16 protein-coding genes are annotated in these 17,538 nt (G+C 66.0%); 2 read left to right on the top strand and 14 right to left on the bottom strand.

Features of this window, described 5'->3' with window-relative positions; genetic code table 11:
* The first annotated feature begins 2 nt into the window (after window positions 1-2).
* Window positions 3-623 (top strand): leucyl/phenylalanyl-tRNA--protein transferase, encoded by a 621-nt coding sequence (gene aat / locus ASE61_RS13485; RefSeq protein WP_244492853.1) that lies wholly within the window; start codon window positions 3-5, stop codon window positions 621-623.
* Window positions 624-648: 25 nt separating this feature from the next.
* On the opposite strand, the gene ASE61_RS13480 is transcribed toward aat, so the two are convergent.
* Window positions 649-1,275 carry a DUF2155 domain-containing protein gene (locus ASE61_RS13480; protein WP_061967689.1) on the bottom strand — a complete coding sequence of 209 codons (627 nt, stop codon included), beginning with the start codon at window positions 1,273-1,275 and terminating at the stop codon, window positions 649-651.
* A gap of 205 nt (window positions 1,276-1,480) precedes the next feature.
* Window positions 1,481-1,891 carry an NADH:ubiquinone oxidoreductase subunit NDUFA12 gene (locus tag ASE61_RS13475; RefSeq protein WP_061967688.1) on the bottom strand — a complete coding sequence of 137 codons (411 nt, stop codon included), beginning with the start codon at window positions 1,889-1,891 and terminating at the stop codon, window positions 1,481-1,483.
* An 840-nt stretch (window positions 1,892-2,731) separates the two neighbouring features.
* Between ASE61_RS13475 and ASE61_RS13470 the strand changes: the two genes are divergently transcribed.
* On the top strand, window positions 2,732-6,463 hold the full coding sequence (locus ASE61_RS13470) for a vitamin B12-dependent ribonucleotide reductase (RefSeq protein WP_061968298.1): 3,732 nt from the start codon (window positions 2,732-2,734) through the stop codon (window positions 6,461-6,463).
* A gap of 374 nt (window positions 6,464-6,837) precedes the next feature.
* Here ASE61_RS13470 and ASE61_RS13465 read toward each other — a convergent pair whose 3' ends face one another.
* The 12 genes from ASE61_RS13465 to ASE61_RS13410 form a co-directional block, all read right to left on the bottom strand.
* Window positions 6,838-7,284 carry a hypothetical protein gene (locus ASE61_RS13465; RefSeq protein ID WP_061967686.1) on the bottom strand — a complete coding sequence of 149 codons (447 nt, stop codon included), beginning with the start codon at window positions 7,282-7,284 and terminating at the stop codon, window positions 6,838-6,840.
* 41 nt (window positions 7,285-7,325) lie between these two features.
* Window positions 7,326-8,267: an HlyD family secretion protein gene (locus ASE61_RS13460; RefSeq protein ID WP_061967684.1), complete on the bottom strand. Its 942-nt coding sequence runs from the start codon at window positions 8,265-8,267 to the stop codon at window positions 7,326-7,328.
* Entirely contained in the window at window positions 8,264-8,524 is a 261-nt protein-coding gene (locus tag ASE61_RS13455; RefSeq protein WP_061967682.1) for a DUF3302 domain-containing protein, read from the bottom strand. Before ASE61_RS13455 ends, ASE61_RS13460 begins: the two co-directional genes overlap by 4 nt.
* 9 nt (window positions 8,525-8,533) lie before the next feature.
* Complete coding sequence (locus tag ASE61_RS13450) at window positions 8,534-9,568, bottom strand: DUF1254 domain-containing protein (protein WP_061967680.1); 1,035 nt, start codon at window positions 9,566-9,568, stop codon at window positions 8,534-8,536.
* 18 nt (window positions 9,569-9,586) lie between these two features.
* Window positions 9,587-10,996 carry a DUF1254 domain-containing protein gene (locus ASE61_RS13445; RefSeq protein WP_413813536.1) on the bottom strand — a complete coding sequence of 470 codons (1,410 nt, stop codon included), beginning with the start codon at window positions 10,994-10,996 and terminating at the stop codon, window positions 9,587-9,589.
* Between the two features lie 173 nt (window positions 10,997-11,169).
* Entirely contained in the window at window positions 11,170-12,426 is a 1,257-nt protein-coding gene (locus ASE61_RS13440; RefSeq protein WP_061967676.1) for a BatD family protein, read from the bottom strand.
* Complete coding sequence (locus tag ASE61_RS13435; protein WP_200959636.1) at window positions 12,423-12,905, bottom strand: tetratricopeptide repeat protein; 483 nt, start codon at window positions 12,903-12,905, stop codon at window positions 12,423-12,425. The genes ASE61_RS13440 and ASE61_RS13435 overlap by 4 nt, the downstream gene beginning before the upstream one ends.
* 146 nt (window positions 12,906-13,051) lie before the next feature.
* A complete protein-coding gene (locus ASE61_RS13430; RefSeq protein WP_244492829.1) occupies window positions 13,052-13,960 on the bottom strand; it encodes a VWA domain-containing protein in 909 nt (302 codons plus the stop codon).
* On the bottom strand, window positions 13,957-14,973 hold the full coding sequence (locus tag ASE61_RS13425) for a VWA domain-containing protein (protein WP_061967670.1): 1,017 nt from the start codon (window positions 14,971-14,973) through the stop codon (window positions 13,957-13,959). Before ASE61_RS13425 ends, ASE61_RS13430 begins: the two co-directional genes overlap by 4 nt.
* A 2-nt stretch (window positions 14,974-14,975) precedes the next feature.
* Window positions 14,976-15,455 (bottom strand): DUF4381 domain-containing protein, encoded by a 480-nt coding sequence (locus ASE61_RS13420; RefSeq protein ID WP_061967668.1) that lies wholly within the window; start codon window positions 15,453-15,455, stop codon window positions 14,976-14,978.
* Complete coding sequence (locus ASE61_RS13415; RefSeq protein WP_061967667.1) at window positions 15,452-16,450, bottom strand: DUF58 domain-containing protein; 999 nt, start codon at window positions 16,448-16,450, stop codon at window positions 15,452-15,454. Before ASE61_RS13415 ends, ASE61_RS13420 begins: the two co-directional genes overlap by 4 nt.
* Before the next feature lie 9 nt (window positions 16,451-16,459).
* Window positions 16,460-17,443, bottom strand: coding sequence for an AAA family ATPase (locus ASE61_RS13410; RefSeq protein WP_061967665.1), 984 nt, complete (start codon window positions 17,441-17,443; stop codon window positions 16,460-16,462).
* Window positions 17,444-17,538 lie beyond the last annotated feature (95 nt).

Genomic DNA, 17,538 nt, shown 5'->3' with positions numbered 1-17,538 from the left:
TCATGCTGCGCGCCTATGCCGCTGGCATCTTCCCGATGGCGGAGAGCGCCGACGATCCCGGCCTGTTCTGGGTCGAGCCGGAATTGCGCGGCATCATTCCGCTCGACGGCTTCCACCTCTCCACGCGGCTTGCCCGCACGGTGCGCTCGGACCGCTTCGAGATCAGGGTCGATACCGCCTTCGACGCCGTGATCGCGGCCTGCGCCGAGTCCAAGCCGGACCGCGCGGAAACCTGGATCAACCCGCGCATCCGCGAAATCTTCGGCGCGCTCTTCACGCTCGGCCATGTCCACACGGTCGAATGCTGGCGCGAAGGCCGGCTGGTCGGTGGCCTCTATGGCCTCTCGCTGGGCGGCGCCTTCTTCGGCGAGAGCATGTTCCATCGCGAAACCGACGCCTCGAAGGTCGCGCTGGTCCATCTCGTCGCCCGATTGAGGCATGGCGGCTATCGTTTGCTGGATACCCAGTTCCATACCGGCCATCTCGCGCAGTTCGGCACGATCGAGATTCCGCGCGACGGCTATCGCCGCCTGCTCGACGACGCCCTGCTGCATGTCGGCGACTGGCACGCCTGGCCCGTTTCAACAGCGATGAACGGCCGGGAGGCCCTCGCCCGGATCTGAGCGCCGGATCGCCTTACCGGCAGGATCAGCCGCCGCCGGCGGTCGGATCGCGGCCTGGCGAGGGATTGGTCGGGAAGAAGCGCTGGCTCGGCCGCTGCGGCTGGACCGGCACGCCACGTGGCGGCTCGACATCGATACGCCCGCCGCGCGGCGGCGAAGCGGGCTGCTGCGCGGCCGGAGGCTGGTTGGGCGTGCGGGGCCGGCGCGGGTCTTCGGCCGGTGGCGCCTCCGGCTCCTTGGGATCGACGACGAGCTCGGTGCCGCCTTTGCAGTCGGTCAGCCAGGCATCGTAGATCGCGTGCTCGACGCCGTGCAGGCCCGGGCTCGCCGCATACATCCAGCCGGTGAAGATGCGCCGGTACTCGTTCTTGACCGTGACCTCGTCGACCTCGACGAAGGCGTCGGTCTGCGGTGCCTCGGTCGGCGGGCGCGTCCAGCAGACTCGCGGTGTCAATTGAAGTGCGCCGAACTGCACGGTCTCGTCGATCGCCACCTCGAAGGAGATGATGCGGCCGGTGATCTTGTCGAGCCCGGCGAAGACCGCTGTCGGATTGCGGATGCGATCGGCCTGTGCCGGGCCCGTGGCCGCCAGCGTCGCCAGAGCGCTCGAGGCGAGGCCTGCCAGGATCGGGAAACGAAAGAACGACGGCATGCGGGCGCGAATCTCTTCGACAGCGCGGAAGGACCGCGATGGCGCGCAGTAACACGGCAATCGCAGCGGAAAAAGGGCATGGCCCCGGAAAGCTTGGGGTATGCCGGGCAAACCTCCGACTGGCAGCAAAAAGGCCACCCCGAAAGGAGCGGCCCGGTATTTCGCAAGCTCGGCTTGCAGGCCTTCTCTCAGCGGCGGCCTTCTCTCAGCGGCCGGGCGTCCAGGCCTGGTAGTCGCCGGTTGCGGCCGGGCGCTCGCCCTCCGCCAGCGTCGAGCCCTGCGGGCGATAGGCCAAAGCCGTGCCGGTCCAGTTCTGCTGGTGCGGCTGCTGCCACTCGCGCGGCTGGTAGCTTTCCTCGGAAGGGGCGACATCGACGGTATGGTGCAGCCAGCCGTTCCAGCCCGGCGGCACCTTGGAGGCTTCCGCATCGCCCTTGTAGATCACCCAGCGCCGCTGGAAGCCGAGCGCCTTGTCCTTCACCCCACCGGCGGTGCGGTAATAGACATTGCCGAACTCGTCTTCTCCCACCCGCTCGCCGAAGCGCCAGGTGTGGAAACGCGTGCCGATCGTCTGGCCGTTCCACCAGGTGAAGATCTGCAGCAGCCAGTCCTTCATCGTCCTCAAGTCCGTGCGCGCGATGCTGAAACAATCGGGCGACTTATGGCTCCCGCACTGCCTGCTGTCCAGTCCGCGATAGGCCGACAGTGCCGACCACGCGATGTTCGCCCCTGGCGGCATCGCAATCGAATGCGGCCCCTCGCCGTAGGCGCGGCTTCCCCTGCCCGACTTGCCCGCCGCGAGCCGCGGATCGGTAAATCTGTGCATCTGTGAGTCGCTCGCCACGATTCGGCCGCGATTCGGATCGGCCCGCCGCGCTGCATTCGCCGGAAGTGCTCCGAGATCAGCCACTTCCGGGGGGCTTTGAAAGCGGAGCACACGGCTGGGCCCCGGACCCACCGGATTTAGCGTCCGTCAACCATGATAGCGGGGATTTTAGGGACTGCGCTTCCTCCCGCACTGTGGCAATCTTGCCGAGCAGCCTCCGATTCCCCGGCGATTTCCGAGGCTTAGCGGGCGCCTTGCAACTTATCCCCGTAACCCACATATCTCTACCAGATGTCGTGTCCACAGGGATCGATAGACACTATTCCTTGACGCCAGGCCGGCATCTGCACTAGATTTTGACCATCGCATGACGGCCGGCGGCACCCCCTCTGGATGACTGCGAAACCCTAGTTTTCCAGTGTGTTCCGGGCCTGCCGCCGCATCCGCCATCAACAGCGGAAGCGAACGGATTTGCGCGGGCATTTTGGGCGCGTCCGGGACCATCGGCGGGGCCACACCGCCGGGACCCACAGGGCATCGAACCGAGTTTGGGCTGACATCAGGAGCCGGTGATCAACCGGCCGCGCGTGGCTTCAAGGCAAGTCCGCGGCAGATCAAGGGATGAAGATCATGCGCATCGAGCGCCGCTACACCTCCGCCGGACAGTCGCCCTATGCCGCGATCCCGTTCCGATCGGCCGTCAGCGAGATCAAGAACCCGGACGGCTCCGTCGTCTTCCGGCTGGAAGGCATCGAGGTTCCCGAGGCCTGGTCGCAGGTCGCGAGCGACGTGCTCGCGCAGAAGTATTTCCGCAAGGCCGGCGTGCCCGCGCGCCTGAAGAAGTTCGAAGAGAACGACGTCCCCTCCTTCCTCTGGCGCTCCGTCGCCGACGAGGCCGCTCTCGCCGAATTGCCTGAGGGCGAGCGCTACGCCTCCGAAATTTCCTCCAAGCAGGTCTTTGACCGCCTCGCCGGCTGCTGGACCTATTGGGGCTGGAAGGGCGGCTATTTCTCCTCCGAGGAGGATGCCGCCGCCTTCCATGACGAATTGCGCTTCATGCTCGCGACCCAGCGCGTCGCGCCGAACTCGCCGCAATGGTTCAATACCGGCCTGCACTGGGCCTATGGCATCGACGGCCCCAGCCAGGGCCATTTCTACGTCGACTTCAAGACCGGCAAGCTGGTCAAGTCGAAGTCGAGCTACGAGCATCCGCAGCCGCATGCCTGCTTCATCCAGGGCGTGCAGGACGACCTCGTCAACGAGGGCGGCATCATGGACCTTTGGGTCCGTGAGGCCCGCCTGTTCAAGTATGGTTCCGGCACCGGCTCGAACTTCTCGATGCTGCGCGGCGAAGGCGAGAAGCTCGCTGGCGGCGGCAAGTCCTCGGGCCTGATGTCCTTCCTCAAGATCGGCGACCGCGCCGCGGGCGCGATCAAGTCGGGCGGCACCACCCGCCGCGCCGCCAAGATGGTCGTGGTTGATGCCGACCATCCGGATATCGAGGCCTATATCGACTGGAAGGTGAAGGAGGAGCAGAAGGTCGCCGCCCTCGTCACCGGCTCCAAGACCGTCAAGAAGCACATGAAGGCCGTGCTCAAGGCCTGCGTGAACTGCGAAGGCGATGGCGATAGCTGCTTCGACCCCGAGCAGAACCCGGCCCTGAAGCGCGAGATCAAGCTCGCCCGCAAGGCGCTGGTGCCCGACAACTACATCAAGCGCGTCATCCAGTTCGCCAAGCAGGGCTACAAGGACATCTCCTTCGATACCTATGACACCGACTGGGATTCCGACGCCTATCTCACCGTCTCCGGCCAGAACTCGAACAACTCGGTCTCGCTGACCGACGACTTCCTGCGCGCCGTCGAGAACGACAACGACTGGGACCTGACCGGCCGCACCACCGGCAAGGTCATGAAGACCCTGAAGGCCCGCGACCTCTGGGAGAAGATCGGCTACGCCGCCTGGGCCTCGGCCGATCCCGGCCTGCACTTCAACTCGACGATGAACGACTGGCACACCTGCCCCGCTTCCGGTCGGATTCGGGCGTCCAACCCGTGCTCCGAGTACATGTTCCTCGACGACACCGCCTGCAACCTGGCCTCGGCCAACCTGCTGCAGTTCTACGATACCGAGACCAAGGCCTTCGACGTCGCGGCCTATGAGCATCTCTGCCGGCTCTGGACCGTCGTGCTCGAGATCTCGGTGACGATGGCGCAGTTCCCGAGCCGCGAGATCGCCGAACTCTCCTACGAGTACCGCACGCTCGGCCTCGGCTACGCCAATATCGGCGGCCTGCTGATGACCATGGGCCTCGGCTACGACTCAGACGAGGGCCGCGCGCTGGCCGGCGCCCTCACCGCGATCATGACCGGCGTCGCCTATGCGACCTCGGCCGAGATGGCAGGCGAGCTCGGCCCCTTCCCCGGCTACAAGAAGAACGCCAGCCACATGCTGCGCGTCATCCGCAACCACCGCACCGCCGCCCACGGCCTCGCCGACGGCTATGAGGGCCTGAGCGTCACCCCGGTTCCTCTCGACCATGCGACGCTGGCCCGCCTCGGCGGTTCGGCTGTGACCATGGCGGAGCGCTCGCGCATCGTCTGGGACGAGGCTCTCGAGCAGGGCAAGCGCTACGGCTACCGCAACGCCCAGGCGACCGTGATCGCGCCGACCGGCACGATCGGCCTCGTCATGGATTGCGACACCACCGGCATCGAGCCCGATTTCGCGCTGGTGAAGTTCAAGAAGCTCGCCGGCGGCGGCTACTTCAAGATCATCAACCGCGCCGTGCCGGATGCGCTGCGCGCACTCGGTTACCGCGAGGCCGATATCGCCGAGATCGAGGCCTATGCCGTCGGCCACGGCTCAATGAAGCAGGCGCCGGGCGTCAACCCCTCGACGCTGCGCGCCAAGGGCTTCACTGACGAGAAGATCGAGGCGGTCGAGAAGGGCTTGAAGAGCGCCTTCGACATCAAGTTCGTCTTCAACAAGTGGACGCTGGGCGAGGATTTCCTCACCGGCACGCTGAATGTCCCGGCCGAGAAGCTCAATGACATGTCGTTCGAGCTCCTGCCCTTCCTCGGCTTCAGCAAGGCCGAGATCGAAGCCGCGAACGTCCATGTCTGCGGCGCGATGACCCTGGAAGGCGCCCCGCATCTCAAGACCGAGCACTACAACGTCTTCGATTGCGCCAATCCCTGCGGTCGCATCGGCAAGCGCTATCTCTCGGTCGAGAGCCATATCCGCATGATGGCGGCGGCCCAGCCCTTCATCTCGGGCGCGATCTCCAAGACCATCAACATGCCCAACGACGCCACGGTCGAGGACTGCAAGAGCGCCTATATGCTCTCGTGGAAGCTGGCGCTGAAGGCCAACGCCCTCTATCGCGACGGCTCCAAGCTCTCGCAGCCGCTGAACTCGGCGCTGATCTCGGATGAGGACGACGAGGCCGACGACGCGGTCGAGACGCTGGTCGCCCAGCCGATGGCGGCCCGCGCGACCCAGATCTCGGAGAAGATCGTCGAGCGCATCGTCGAGCGCATCGAGCGCAAGCGCGAGCGCGAGAAGATGCCGGATCGCCGCACCGGCTACATCCAGAAGGCCACGGTCGGCGGCCACAAGGTTTATGTCCATACCGGCGAATATTCGGACGGGCGCCTCGGCGAGATCTTCATCGACATGCACAAGGAGGGCGCGGCCTTCCGGGCGATGATGAACAACTTCGCCATCGCGGTCTCGCTCGGCCTGCAATATGGCGTGCCGCTGGAGGAATATGTCGAGGCCTTCACCTTCACCCGCTTCGAGCCCTCGGGCTTCGTCGCCGGCAACCAGTCGATCAAGAACGCGACCTCGATCCTCGACTACGTCTTCCGCGAGCTCGCGATCTCCTATCTCGGCCGCAACGACCTCGCCCATGTCGACCCGAGCGAGATCGGCCATGACGTGATGGGCAGCGGCGTCGGCCAGGACAAGGCGCCGGATGCGACCGCTCCGATCACATCGACGCCGCTGGCCTCGACGGGTTTCCGCCGCGGCAAGCCGATCTCCTTCCACGCGATCCAGGGCGGCGTGGCGGCTCCGGCGGTCGAGACCGTCGCCCGCGGCGGCGCGGCCCTGACCGCACTCGCCACCATCGGCGCGACCGCGTTGAAGGAGGAGCCGGAAGCCTATGGCGAGGCAGAGATGGCCAAGCTCGGCTTCTCGGCTCCGGCAGCCCAGCCGACGGCCTCGGAGCGCCGGGCGGAGGCGATCATGAAGGGCTATGTCGGCGACTCGTGCGGCGAATGCGGCAACTTCACCCTGGTCCGCAACGGCACCTGCCTGAAGTGCAACACCTGCGGAAGTACAACCGGGTGCTCGTGAAATGGGAGGCGAAGTTCTCTCAGGACGCAGAAAGTTTGGCACCTCGAAGCGTTAGTGTGGCACCAAGCAGCACATAGATTGGCACCGGCCTGCAAGAGGCCGGCCCGCTAATCAATCGAAGAGAACGGCCGGCGAACTGCGTCGGCCGTTCCAATTCGAGGAAGTTCCATTCAAAATCGAAGCATGTCGCCGTTCAGCTCCGCGCCAACAGCAGACATCGGCTAGTGACCGGGAAGCAGACCTGGGGATAAATCCGCCAGGCTTCCAACCCTCTTTCAAGGTCCTTGGATTGCGGTCAACAAGACGGCGCGATTGCAACAGACCTGACGAGCATCGGACGCGTTGCGGCGCGATTGATTTGAACCAGACGGACGCTATTTCCAGCCGATAAGAACACCGTCCGCGCCGAGCGAGAGCTGCAAGCCCTGCCTGCGCGCCACCAATCTGAGGGTTACGCCGCTGGGGTTGCGAAGCCAGAGACGACCCCGCCCATGATCGCCAATAGCCCAGCCCTCACGAATCTGGACGTAAGCGCCCGTGAAATCCTCCCGGCGGGTCAGGCCATAGACGCTCCCTGTCGCGGTCAAGCGCGAAGCACCGATGCCGCCAATGCCCAGACCGCCCACTGTGATCCCGTAGGATCGCCCTCGATAAGTGAGAGTGCCGCCTCCGACTGCACCCGAACCGATGAAAGCGACCTGCAACTGACGGATGGAAACCTTACCTGTTTCCGGACCGAGATTTCGCTGCTGCGCTGATGCGGCGGAAGCCGACAGGAAGGCAGCCGCAAGGAAGGTCAAGGTCGCTCTGAGAAACCCCATGTTGTCTTCCCTTCCATGACGCGAATGTCGGTTACGATGAGCTAGAATGGGTTGACGTAGTTCGTGATGGCGATCTGGCGCAGCAGGACCTTCCGGATGACATGGGCCGCCTTGACCCGGTCGGTGAAGATCGCGGCATCGCCGGCGCTGCCGGCTGGCAGCATGCGGGCGAAGGCTTCGTCGTCGAGCTTCACGCGGACAACGAAGGGCGCTGCCTGGACGGATTTCGGCGCCACTGCGATGCCGGAGGTCTGGACCTGGCCTGTCGCAACGGCCTGGAGCACGCTCTCGACCTTGCCCGTCTGCACCGTTCCCGGCGCCCATTTGAAGGTGAGCTCGACCGGCTGGCCCGCCGCGACATAGCGCGCGTCGATCTGGTTGATCTCGACGCCGAGGAGGGTGTCGGCGGTATCGATGAAGGCCATCACCGGCGCCAGCGGCAGGCTGGTCACCCGCGCGCCCTTGCGCAGGGCGAGATTGGTGACATAGCCGTCGGCCGGTGCGCGCACCGTCGTCTTGTCCAGGTTCCACTTCGCGCCGGCGAGCTGGGCCTTGAGCTGCTCTACCTCGGCCTCGCGCTGCTCGACATCGAACGTCCGGCCCGTGCCGCGCGACTGGAGCTGGGTCATCTCGGCAAGGCGCGTCTCCTGAAACTTGAGTTGCGCAGCCAAGGCATCGACCTGAGCCTGGAACGGCACCGGATCGATCCGGAAAAGCACGTCGCCGGTCTTGAGCGGCGCATTGGCTGTGACCGGCACGTCGACCACCTCGCCTGCAACGTCCGGCACGATCGCGACCGAATTGCGCACGACCAGCACCGGTCCCTGCGGCGCGCCCCAGTTCATCGGGATGAACAGCCCGATCAGCAGGACGAGGAGAACAAGGACCGGCGAAACCTTCCAGAACAAGTTGAAGGGCACGACTTTGAGCTTCACCAGGATGAAAAGCAGCGCCAGATAGGTGTTGAGCAGGACAACGATCATCGCGCCGTCTCCGCATCGCCAGTGCCACGGCCCGGTTTTGCCGGCACGTCGACATAGGCCCAGATCAGCACCACCGGCCAGAGCACGAAGCCGAGGAAGAGCGTAACCCAGCCGCCGACGGCGACAGCTTCGGCCCAGGGATGGTTGCGGCGCCTGGCGACCATGCCCGGCCACATCGCCATGAAGACGGCGACGAAGACCGTACTGGCGACGAGCACCACGAGGACGATCCAGGCGAAGATGTCGAGGCCGGACATGCCAGAGGCTCACTGCACGGATTGCGGCTCTGGAAATTTCCAGCGCCCGTTCAGAACCTCTGCGCGCGGCCGGTAAAGCCGGACCGTGTAGTTCCAGCCCTTCATCACCGGCAGGCAATTCGGGATTTTGCCGTCGCAGCCGCCGAACTGGGTGTCGACGGCGCCGTCCGCGCTCTTCTTCGCGGTGATGTTGTTCAGCGAATAGGCGTTGTAGGCGTTCTTCTCGTAGTAGCCCTCGGCATTGTAGACGCTGACCGACCAGAAGGCATCGACCGGCACGGACCCGACCTTGAGCCTGTAGACGGTCGTGCCGTCATTCTTCGCGGGCGTGAAGCTCAGATAGGTCGCGTCCTTGTCGGGATTGCCGCCCCAGCCGGCGGCGGTCACGATCAGGTGGCGGATCGGATCGACCTGCCCTTTCTGGCCGAAGCCGTTCTTGAAGCCGCCTATGGTGGAGGCCAGCACCAGGAGGGCATCGCGAACCTTCTTCTGGCTGGCCTCGTCCCATTTCGGTATCTCGAACGTGCCGGAGCCCTTCTGCCCGAGCTTGAGCGCGTCCTGCAACGCATGGACCTGCTGGAGATCCTTCGGATCGTTGGGATCAACCAGCGTGCGCACGCCGACCATCGCGTAGCGGGTGCCGACCTTGGCGCGCGTCAGCGTCACCGGGCCGGGCTTGTAGGAGACGAGCGGCACATAGTGGTCTTCGTTGATGACCTGCAGCGACATGAACCGCTTGCCGGCATCGGGCAGGGTGATCGTCACCGGGCCGGCATCGAGGTCGACGACAGCCGAAGAATAGAGCGTGTCGCGATTCAGGCGGATAACGGTCTGGTTCTCGATCTCCGCCGGCATCCGCCTATGGACGAACTTGCCGAGGCCGCCGTCCTGGACGGTCCTGCTCATGTAAAGATCGGACTCGGCGCGCGGGAAGTTGTCGACCGTAACCGGAATGGCGCCGCCTGGCGCGGCGCTTTGCTGGGCGAATGCAACGCTCGCCATAGCGAGCGACAGCGCGACCTGGGATATGAGACTGACATTCATGGCCGATCTCCTCTCGATTCAGGGGGTTGCGGCCTTCTCGACGTCGGGCAGTACCCAACTCTTGTCGAACAGCGCCTTGGTCGGCGCGTAGGCGCGGAACATCAGCTCGAACTTGCGCCCCGGATCGGTGGGCACCCAATTCGTCTCTTTGCCGGCCGGCGGCTTCGGCCCGAAATAGACCTCGAGCGAACCATCGGCGTTTTTCTGCATCTCAGGGATTTGCGAGGAGCGACTGGCGCGCGGCATTCCCCGGATCAACGCATGTGTCTGCCGGTCGTAGGCCGTTACCGACCAGTATTGTTCGACCGGTGCCTTGGGCGGCACCGTCAGGCGATAGGTCCTGGCGCCGTCGAAGGCGTCGCCATCCTTGTCACGGATCGAGATCATGTAGAATTGGCCAGCGCCAAGCCGCTTGATGCCGATATAGGCGTAGCTATAGGCGAGGCCGCGCAGGTCGGTCGGATAGGCATCGGTGTCGTTGTAGCCGCCCTGCGCCGACTTGATCAGTTCGGGGGGCGCCGGGAAGGTCCAGCGGCTCGTCGGCGAGAAGAAAGGTGGCAGCCCGGCATCGTATGTCCGTTCGAGCCAATCGCGTGCCTCTTGAACGCCGGCAGTCAGCGCCGTCGTTCGCGCTTCGTCCGGTCGGTAAGGCTTGCCCTTCTCGATGCCCAGCGATTTGAGCTGGTCGATCATCGCCCGGTCGCGCGGCAGCCAGGGTTCCGTTTGCACGATCCGGTCGAGATGCGCGAAGAAGCTCGCATCGTAGCGGATCGTCGAATCGAAGCCGATGTCCTTGACGTCGTTGAACACTGTCGCGGGCGGATGTGCCGCTTGCGACAGTGGGTAAATCTTCATCCGCTTGCCATAGGCAACCGAACTGGCGACGGCGGCCTCACTGTGACTCTTCAGGTTCGAGCGAAGCAGCATGTAGCCGCCGAACGTGTCGGATTGCAGGGGAATGTAGCCGCGCGGCGGCTTGCTCTTGTAGCCCGGCGGGAGGACGAGATACTTGCCACCCTTGCCCTTGTCGGCGCCGAGCAACCCGGCATCTTCGAGGGGCATTTGCCAGATCGTGACGATATTGCCGTTGAACGAGCCTTTCGCGTCGCCGGGCGGCAAGTCGAGTACGATCGGCCCGTCTTTCGTATTGAAGAAAGCCATGAAGTAGAGCGCGTCGGGATTCGGCGTCAGCGTCTGATTCTTCGAATCAAGCGGACGGCCCCAATAGATGACCTGATGCACCTTGCCCGGTGTTTTGGTCAGCATCTCCTGCAGCATCAGATCGTAATTGACCGCCGGCATGCCCCAGATGACGGCCTCGACTGCGCGCCGTTCAACCAACCGGCGTTCAAGGTCACCAGGGGCTGGCTGCTGCGCCTGCGCGGTCGCGAAGAGCAAGGCGAAAATGGCAGTGAAGACCGCTCTCATCATGGGCTCCCACGATCGGCGTCACACGACCGCATCTGCCGAAGAGCGGTTTGCGTCTTCTCTGTCTGCGTGACGAGGAAAGCTCGCACGCGCCGTTGCCGCGTTTAAGACTGTAACGGTTACGAGAGTGAGCAGCAGGTACCGCCTGCCCTGGCACGCTGCGATAGGCGGATTCACGTCGCTGGGTTGAGCGGGGGCAATGGACCACCCGCGCTTCGATGAGACCGAGGGGCGTGCCGCCACGCCGAAACAGCACGCGCCAGCTCCCGCCCGCTTCGCCTGTTCCAGCCCCCGCCGCCGAATACCGCGCGCTCGAGTTCCGCCAGGCGTGGGGCCACGCGCGGGTCTCTGCACAAGGCCTCCCGGTCAGCCGAGGACAGGCGGCCATGCCAGATCGCGAAGGCACGATAGCTTGCGCCGGGTTCTCCGCTCCTCGCAGCTCTCCGCAACTGCCGGCGTGCGAACCATTCGGAGCCACCAAGCCCGATGACGGCCTGTCGCCAAACCGCGCGGAGGCGCTCGCGCAGCAACGCCAGCGAGAGCAGCGCGATCAGGATCAGAGCCAGTCCTCCAACCGCCCACGGCCATATGGCAGGTCTGCCGGAGCGGAAGGGTTGCGCTGCGGCCGCAACCGTGACCGTCAGCCCCGGCAGCGTTTCGGTCCTCGCCCTCTTGTCGGCGAGACTCCACCAGGGCTGCGACAGGGCCGGCAGCGCGAAAGTCCCCGACTGCTCGAAGACGTAGGTGACCTTGTCGGTGCGAAGTCCGTCCACGCTGCCGCGGTTGCTGCGATCCTCGATCACCGGCGGGTCGACATAGACCCGCACACCGTCCGGCGCCTCGAAGCGGAACTCGGCCATCCCGAGCGCCGGCACGCCCGCCGCCTGACGCCGGATCGACCTGACCACCGCATCTCCGGCGCGGAAGGAACGCTCCCGCGGCTCCGGCGACCAGCTCTCGCTCGCGCTCACGCTATCGGCGACAAGTACCGGGCCGGACGGGTCGATACCGGGAGGCACGCTGGCGGTGAAATGCGTCCCCGTGCCGGTCATCGAACCCGCGGGGTCGCCGTCCCGCGTCAGCAGCGTGATGGTCGGCGCCGGTATCGCAATTTCGCCCCCGCGCCGGGGGAAGATGACGAATTCGAAGCTCTGGCCGACATAGTCCCGACCGCCGATCCGGTCGCGGGTGGTGATCGCCTGCGTCTCGAATCTCAGGATCTGGGCCCCCGCCGCTTCCGGAACGCTGACGAGCGGCGGATGCTGCATCTCGCCGGGGAACAGCACCGCCACGTTCAGCCGAACCGGCTGGCCGATGACGATTCCGGTCGTGGGATCGAGCGTCGTGCGGATGATCGGCGGCTCGGCAGGCGTCTGCGCGAGCGCGATCATCGGGACAGCGAGCAACAGAAGCAGGAGAAGAGCTCTCACGGCGCTGCTCCCGGCTGCGTACCGAGCTGATAGGCGAACTTGGCCCGCAGGAAATCTGCCGGGCGGGTCTGCACGCGTTTCAGCCAGAGCGCACGCACCGCCTCGTCCGACATCGGGGTCGCCGCCTGGACCGTCGTGTCCTCGCCGCCGGGCTTGGTCTTGTCGAAAACGACCTGATCCGGCCGAGAGTCGGTTTGCCCGGTCTCGCCCCCCTCCGTCTTGCGGCGCTCGGCGCGGATGCGGGCGATCTCGCGGTTGCGCAGCGCTTCCGGCCAGCCCGGTCGCAGCACGAGCGACCGGTCGAAGCGCTTCAACGCCTCGTCATACTGGCCGAGCATCACCAGCGCATTGCCCTGGTCGAAGGCTGCCGCGGCCGTATCGCGCGCCGCGAAGGCTTGGGCCGCGCCTTTGAAATCTCCGGCCCTAAACAGGGCGACCCCACGCCAGAGCGGGTCGCGAAACGCCTGCGCAGCCTCCACCGTCTGGCCCCGTTGCAGAAGAAGGCGGCCGCGTTGGTCCGGGCTCAGCCACAGATCGCGAAAGCCCAGCCAGCATCCGGCCGCCAGCAAAGCCAGAGTCGCGAGAAAAGCGAGGGCCGCATAGGGCGTAAGACGGTGCGAGCGGATCATGCCACCCCCCAGCCGCGCCGGAACCAGGGCAGCGCCAGAAGCGCGAGGATCGGGACCAGCCAGTAGCCAGTCTCGCTCCAGTGATCCCCCTCGCCAGCGATGCCGGCAGCATTGTCGCCACGGTCGAGACGGCGGACGATGGCCGTGACGTCAGACTGGTTGGGCGTGGTTGGGACCACCATGCCGCCCAAGGTCTTTGCCACCTCGGCGAGCCCGGCCGACTCGGCATCGCGCAGGGCCAGGATCGTCACCGGCGGCGAACCAGCCGGCTGTGATTCCACGCTGCCCGGTAGGGTCTCATCGGCGAGGAGGAGGATCGCCCCGCCCTGACCGATGCCGGCAAGCGCGCGTCTCGCCAGAGCGAGCGCGCCGGCAAGATCGCCGCCCTGCTTCGGCATGATCTCGGGGGAGAGCGCCTTGGCAAGGTCGAGGATGACGGCGCTGTCCGGCGTCGGCGGCAGGACAAGATGCGCCGAGCCAGCATAGGCGATCAATGCCGTCGAGGCGCCCTCCCGGGCCGCCAGGATATCGGCCAGCTTCTGCCGGGCGCGGTCGAGCCGCGTCGGAGCAAGATCCTCGGTCAGCATGGACGGCGTGACCCTGAGCACGATCGCGACGGGAGGCTTGGCTTCGGCGAAGGGCGACTGTTCGCGCTGCCAGACCGGGCCGGCGATCGCAATGGCCGCGACGACGCAACCGGCGAACAGCCAATCGGCGGGAAGGATACGCGCGCGCCGGTCGTTTCCGGTCAGGAGGTAAGGCAGCAGTGCGGGATCGATGACGCGGCGCCATTGCTGCACAGGATCGGAACTGCGCCGCGCCAGCCGCCACAAAATGGCAGCCAGGATCAACGCCAGCAGCCAGAGTGGCCGTTCCAAATGGAAGGCGGCGAGCGCTTCCATCATGGCCTCGCTTCGGCAAGCGCAGCCGATCCGACAGATATTGCCCGCCGATGCCGACGGATCATAGCGAAAGCCTGCGCGAGCAAAACCAGCGTGAGCGCTGCGGCGAGCGGCACCCAGTACACATCGCGCCGCGGACGAAAGCTGACGCTGTCGATGCGGCGCGTCTCGATAGCGTCGAGCCGTTGATAGATTTGCGCGAGCCCGGCCCGATCCAGCGCGCGGAAGAAACCGCCGCCCGTCGTCGTCGCGACCTCCTTCAGCGCGGCCTCGTCGAGCTTGTCCTCGCCGGCCGCCTGCGGGTCGCCGACCGCCACCGTGTGAATGACGATGCCCTTGTCCTTCGCAACGCGGGCGGCCTCGGCCGGCGGCACCTTGCTCAGCGTGTCGTTGCCATCCGTCAGCGCGATGATGGTCTTCGCTTTGACCGTGCTTCGGGCGAACAGCCCGATGCCGAGGCCGATCGCGTCGCCGAAAGCCGTGCGCGGCCCGGCCATGCCGACGGCCGTATCACGCAGCATGGCGCGGCAGAGAGCGAGATCGGTGGTGAACGGCACGAGCGCGAAAGGCGCGTCGCCGAACACGACGACGCCGACACGGTCGCCCTTGCGGCGCGACAGGAAATCGTCGAGCACCTGCTTCACCGCCGTGAGGCGATCAGCGGTGGCCCCGGATGCATCGACGAAATCGCGCGTATCCATCGATCCCGAGAGGTCGACCAGCAGCAGCAGGTCGCGCGTCGGCAAGTCGCGATGCAAGGGCGGTTCGATCCATTGCGGCCGGGCAAGCGCCGCCATAACGAGCAGCCAGACCACCACCAGCACAACGAGGCTGCCGGGCTTGCGCCTCGCGACCACGCCGCCTGAAAAGGGCTGCCGCCCGCTGAGCCGGACCAGCCTGTCGAAGAACGGCACAGTCAGACCGGTGCGCCGTTCGGCATGCGCAGGCAACCCGAACCAGACAAGCAACGGCAGCGGCATAAGAAGCGCGATCCAGGGATAGGCGAAGCTCAGCATCGTCACGCTTCCTTCGCCGCTCGCCCGCGCTGACTGCGGAGCCAGTCCTTGGCCTGCGCGACAAGCGCGCTCTCCCCAGGCGCGCGTGCACCGGGAACGAACATGTCCGTCAGGCCCTCACCCAGATCGGCCGTCTGGATGCCGGCCGGGGTGGTCTGCCTGATGAACGCTGCCCAGCCCGGCCCTGTCAGCGACGCCACCCCTTCCCGGCCGTACGCGACGATCGCCGCGCGCTTCAGGACAGCCGAGACCGCTTCTGCCATCTCGGCTCCACCTCCGGCCAATGCATCGATCTCGGCTTCGGCGCGTCGGAGATAGGCATCGGCCCGGTAGCGCCGAAGCGCCCGCCACGCCATAACGGCCAGCATCGCCCCAACCGTCACGCCGACGATCCAGACACCGGCTGCGGGAGGCCAGAACGATATCGGCTCCGGCAAGGCCAGGTCGGCCATGTTGGCGAGATCGCCGGGGTCGCTGCTCATGGCGATCTCCCGCCGAGCCGGCTCAATCTCTGAGCCTGGCGCCGGCCGATCAGCTCGCGCAATTGCGTGGCGACGTCGCGTTCGGTCGAGATCGGCAAGACCGGAATGGCTCGATTGCGCGACAGCGCCGCGAGTCGTGCACGCCATTGCACGCGCTCTTCACTGAACCGGGACCGCAGAGTGGCAGATGATGCATCGACCTCGAGCTGCGCGGATCCGGAGCTGAAAATCGCGGGCCCGATATCCGGCAGTTCCTGCTCGAGCGGATCATGGATGAAGACGGCCAGAACGTCGTTATGGGCACACAGGCGAGTCACCAGACGATGGGTGTCGTCATCCTCGCCGGCGGCGTCGGAGATCAGGCAGATCAATCCGTCATGTGCGACCATCCGGGCCGCCGCGGCGAGCGCCTCGTTGATGCGGCCGGCTCCAGGCCCGGCCGATGAGAGAGGCTTCAGGGCTGCGTTCTGGCGGGCGATCTCCGAGAGGACACGGACCACGCCATGGTCGCGGGCCTGCGGGCTCACGGAGACGACGCCGCCATCGCCGAAGACCACGGCACCGACGCGATCCCCCAGCGAGGTCACGCGCCAGGCCGCGAGCGCCGCGACCTCCGCGGCAGCGACCGACTTCATCATCCGGCGGCTGCCGAAGAACATCGTGCTGCGCTGGTCGACGAGCAGCAGCACTGGCCGGTCGCGCTCCTCCGAATAGACCCGGACATGCGGGCTGCCGAGCCGCGCCGTCGCCAGCCAGTCGATGGTACGGGTATCGTCACCCTCGAAATAGTGCCGCAATTCCTCGAAATTCAGCCCGCGACCACGCAGGCGCGAGGCATGGCGGCCGGCGAGCAGGCTGTTCACCGGCTGGCGGGGCTGGAAGCTGAAGCCATGGGCGCGGTGCTTGAGGCGCAGCAGTTCGTCGAGGGTGACGAAGGCGCGTGCGGATGCCGCTGGCTTCGTCCCCACTCCTGACCGTTCCCGCATCAGTGCCATGTCCGGCTCCTAGATCGCGACGGCGACCTGCTTCACCACCTCGTCCAGCACCGCATCCGCATTCACGCCGTCGGCACCGGCCTCATAGGCGAGCGAGACGCGATGCCTGAGGCAATCATGCACGACCGACTGGACGTCCTCGGGCGTGACGTAATCGCGTCCCTGCAGCCAGGCATGGGTTCGCGAGCAGCGGTCGAGCGCGAGCGAGCCGCGCGGGCTCGCGCCGACCGCGATCCAGCTTTTGAGATGCTCGCCGAATTCGGCCGGCCGCCGCGTCGCGGCGATGAGCGCGACCATGTAGGTTTCGACGACGTCCTTCGTCGCGACCCGGTCGATCTCCGCCCTGGCCCGCAGAACGGCCTCCTGCGGAATCTTCGCAGGAGCTGGCGCCGGACTGCCGGAGGCGGCCGCGTTCTCGGAGCGGACCAGCCGCATCACCTTCACTTCGTCGGCGTCGGATGGGTAATCGATCCGGATATGCATCAGGAAGCGGTCCATCTGCGCTTCCGGCAGCGGATAGGTGCCTTCCTGCTCGATCGGGTTCTGGGTCGCCAGGACCATGAAGAGCGGCGGCAGGTCGTAGCGCTTGCCGGCGACGGTGACGTGCCGCTCCTCCATCGCCTCGAGCAGGGCCGACTGGACCTTGGGTGGGGCGCGGTTGATCTCGTCGGCGAGGATGAGATTGCCGAAGACGGGGCCCTTGCGGAACTCGAACTGGCCGTCGGGACGCAGGATCTCGCCGCCGGTCACGTCGGAGGGCAGCAGGTCCGGCGTGAACTGGATGCGGCTGAAATCGGATTCGAGATTCTTCGACAGACTCTTGATCGCCCGGGTCTTGGCGAGGCCGGGCAAGCCCTCCAGCAGCACGTTGCCGTCGGCGAGCAGCGCAATGACGATGCGCTCGACCACCTTTTCTTGGCCGATGATATCCTGGTTGATCCGGTTCTGGAGTTCCCGGACGGCATCGCGTGCGCTCGGTCCGGCTCCATCCATCGTCCCATTCCCGAAAACGCCGACATCTGCGTCGATCCGGAGATTTGGGCGGCAGGCCCGGCGAAGTCAGCCCTGTTACGGTTACGGTCGCACCG

Origin of the sequence: Allobosea sp. Root670 (genome assembly GCF_001429415.1) — a bacterium.
Classification (GTDB): Bacteria; Pseudomonadota; Alphaproteobacteria; order Rhizobiales; family Beijerinckiaceae; genus Allobosea; species Allobosea robiniae.
This window is presented reverse-complemented; position numbering and strand designations above follow the sequence as displayed.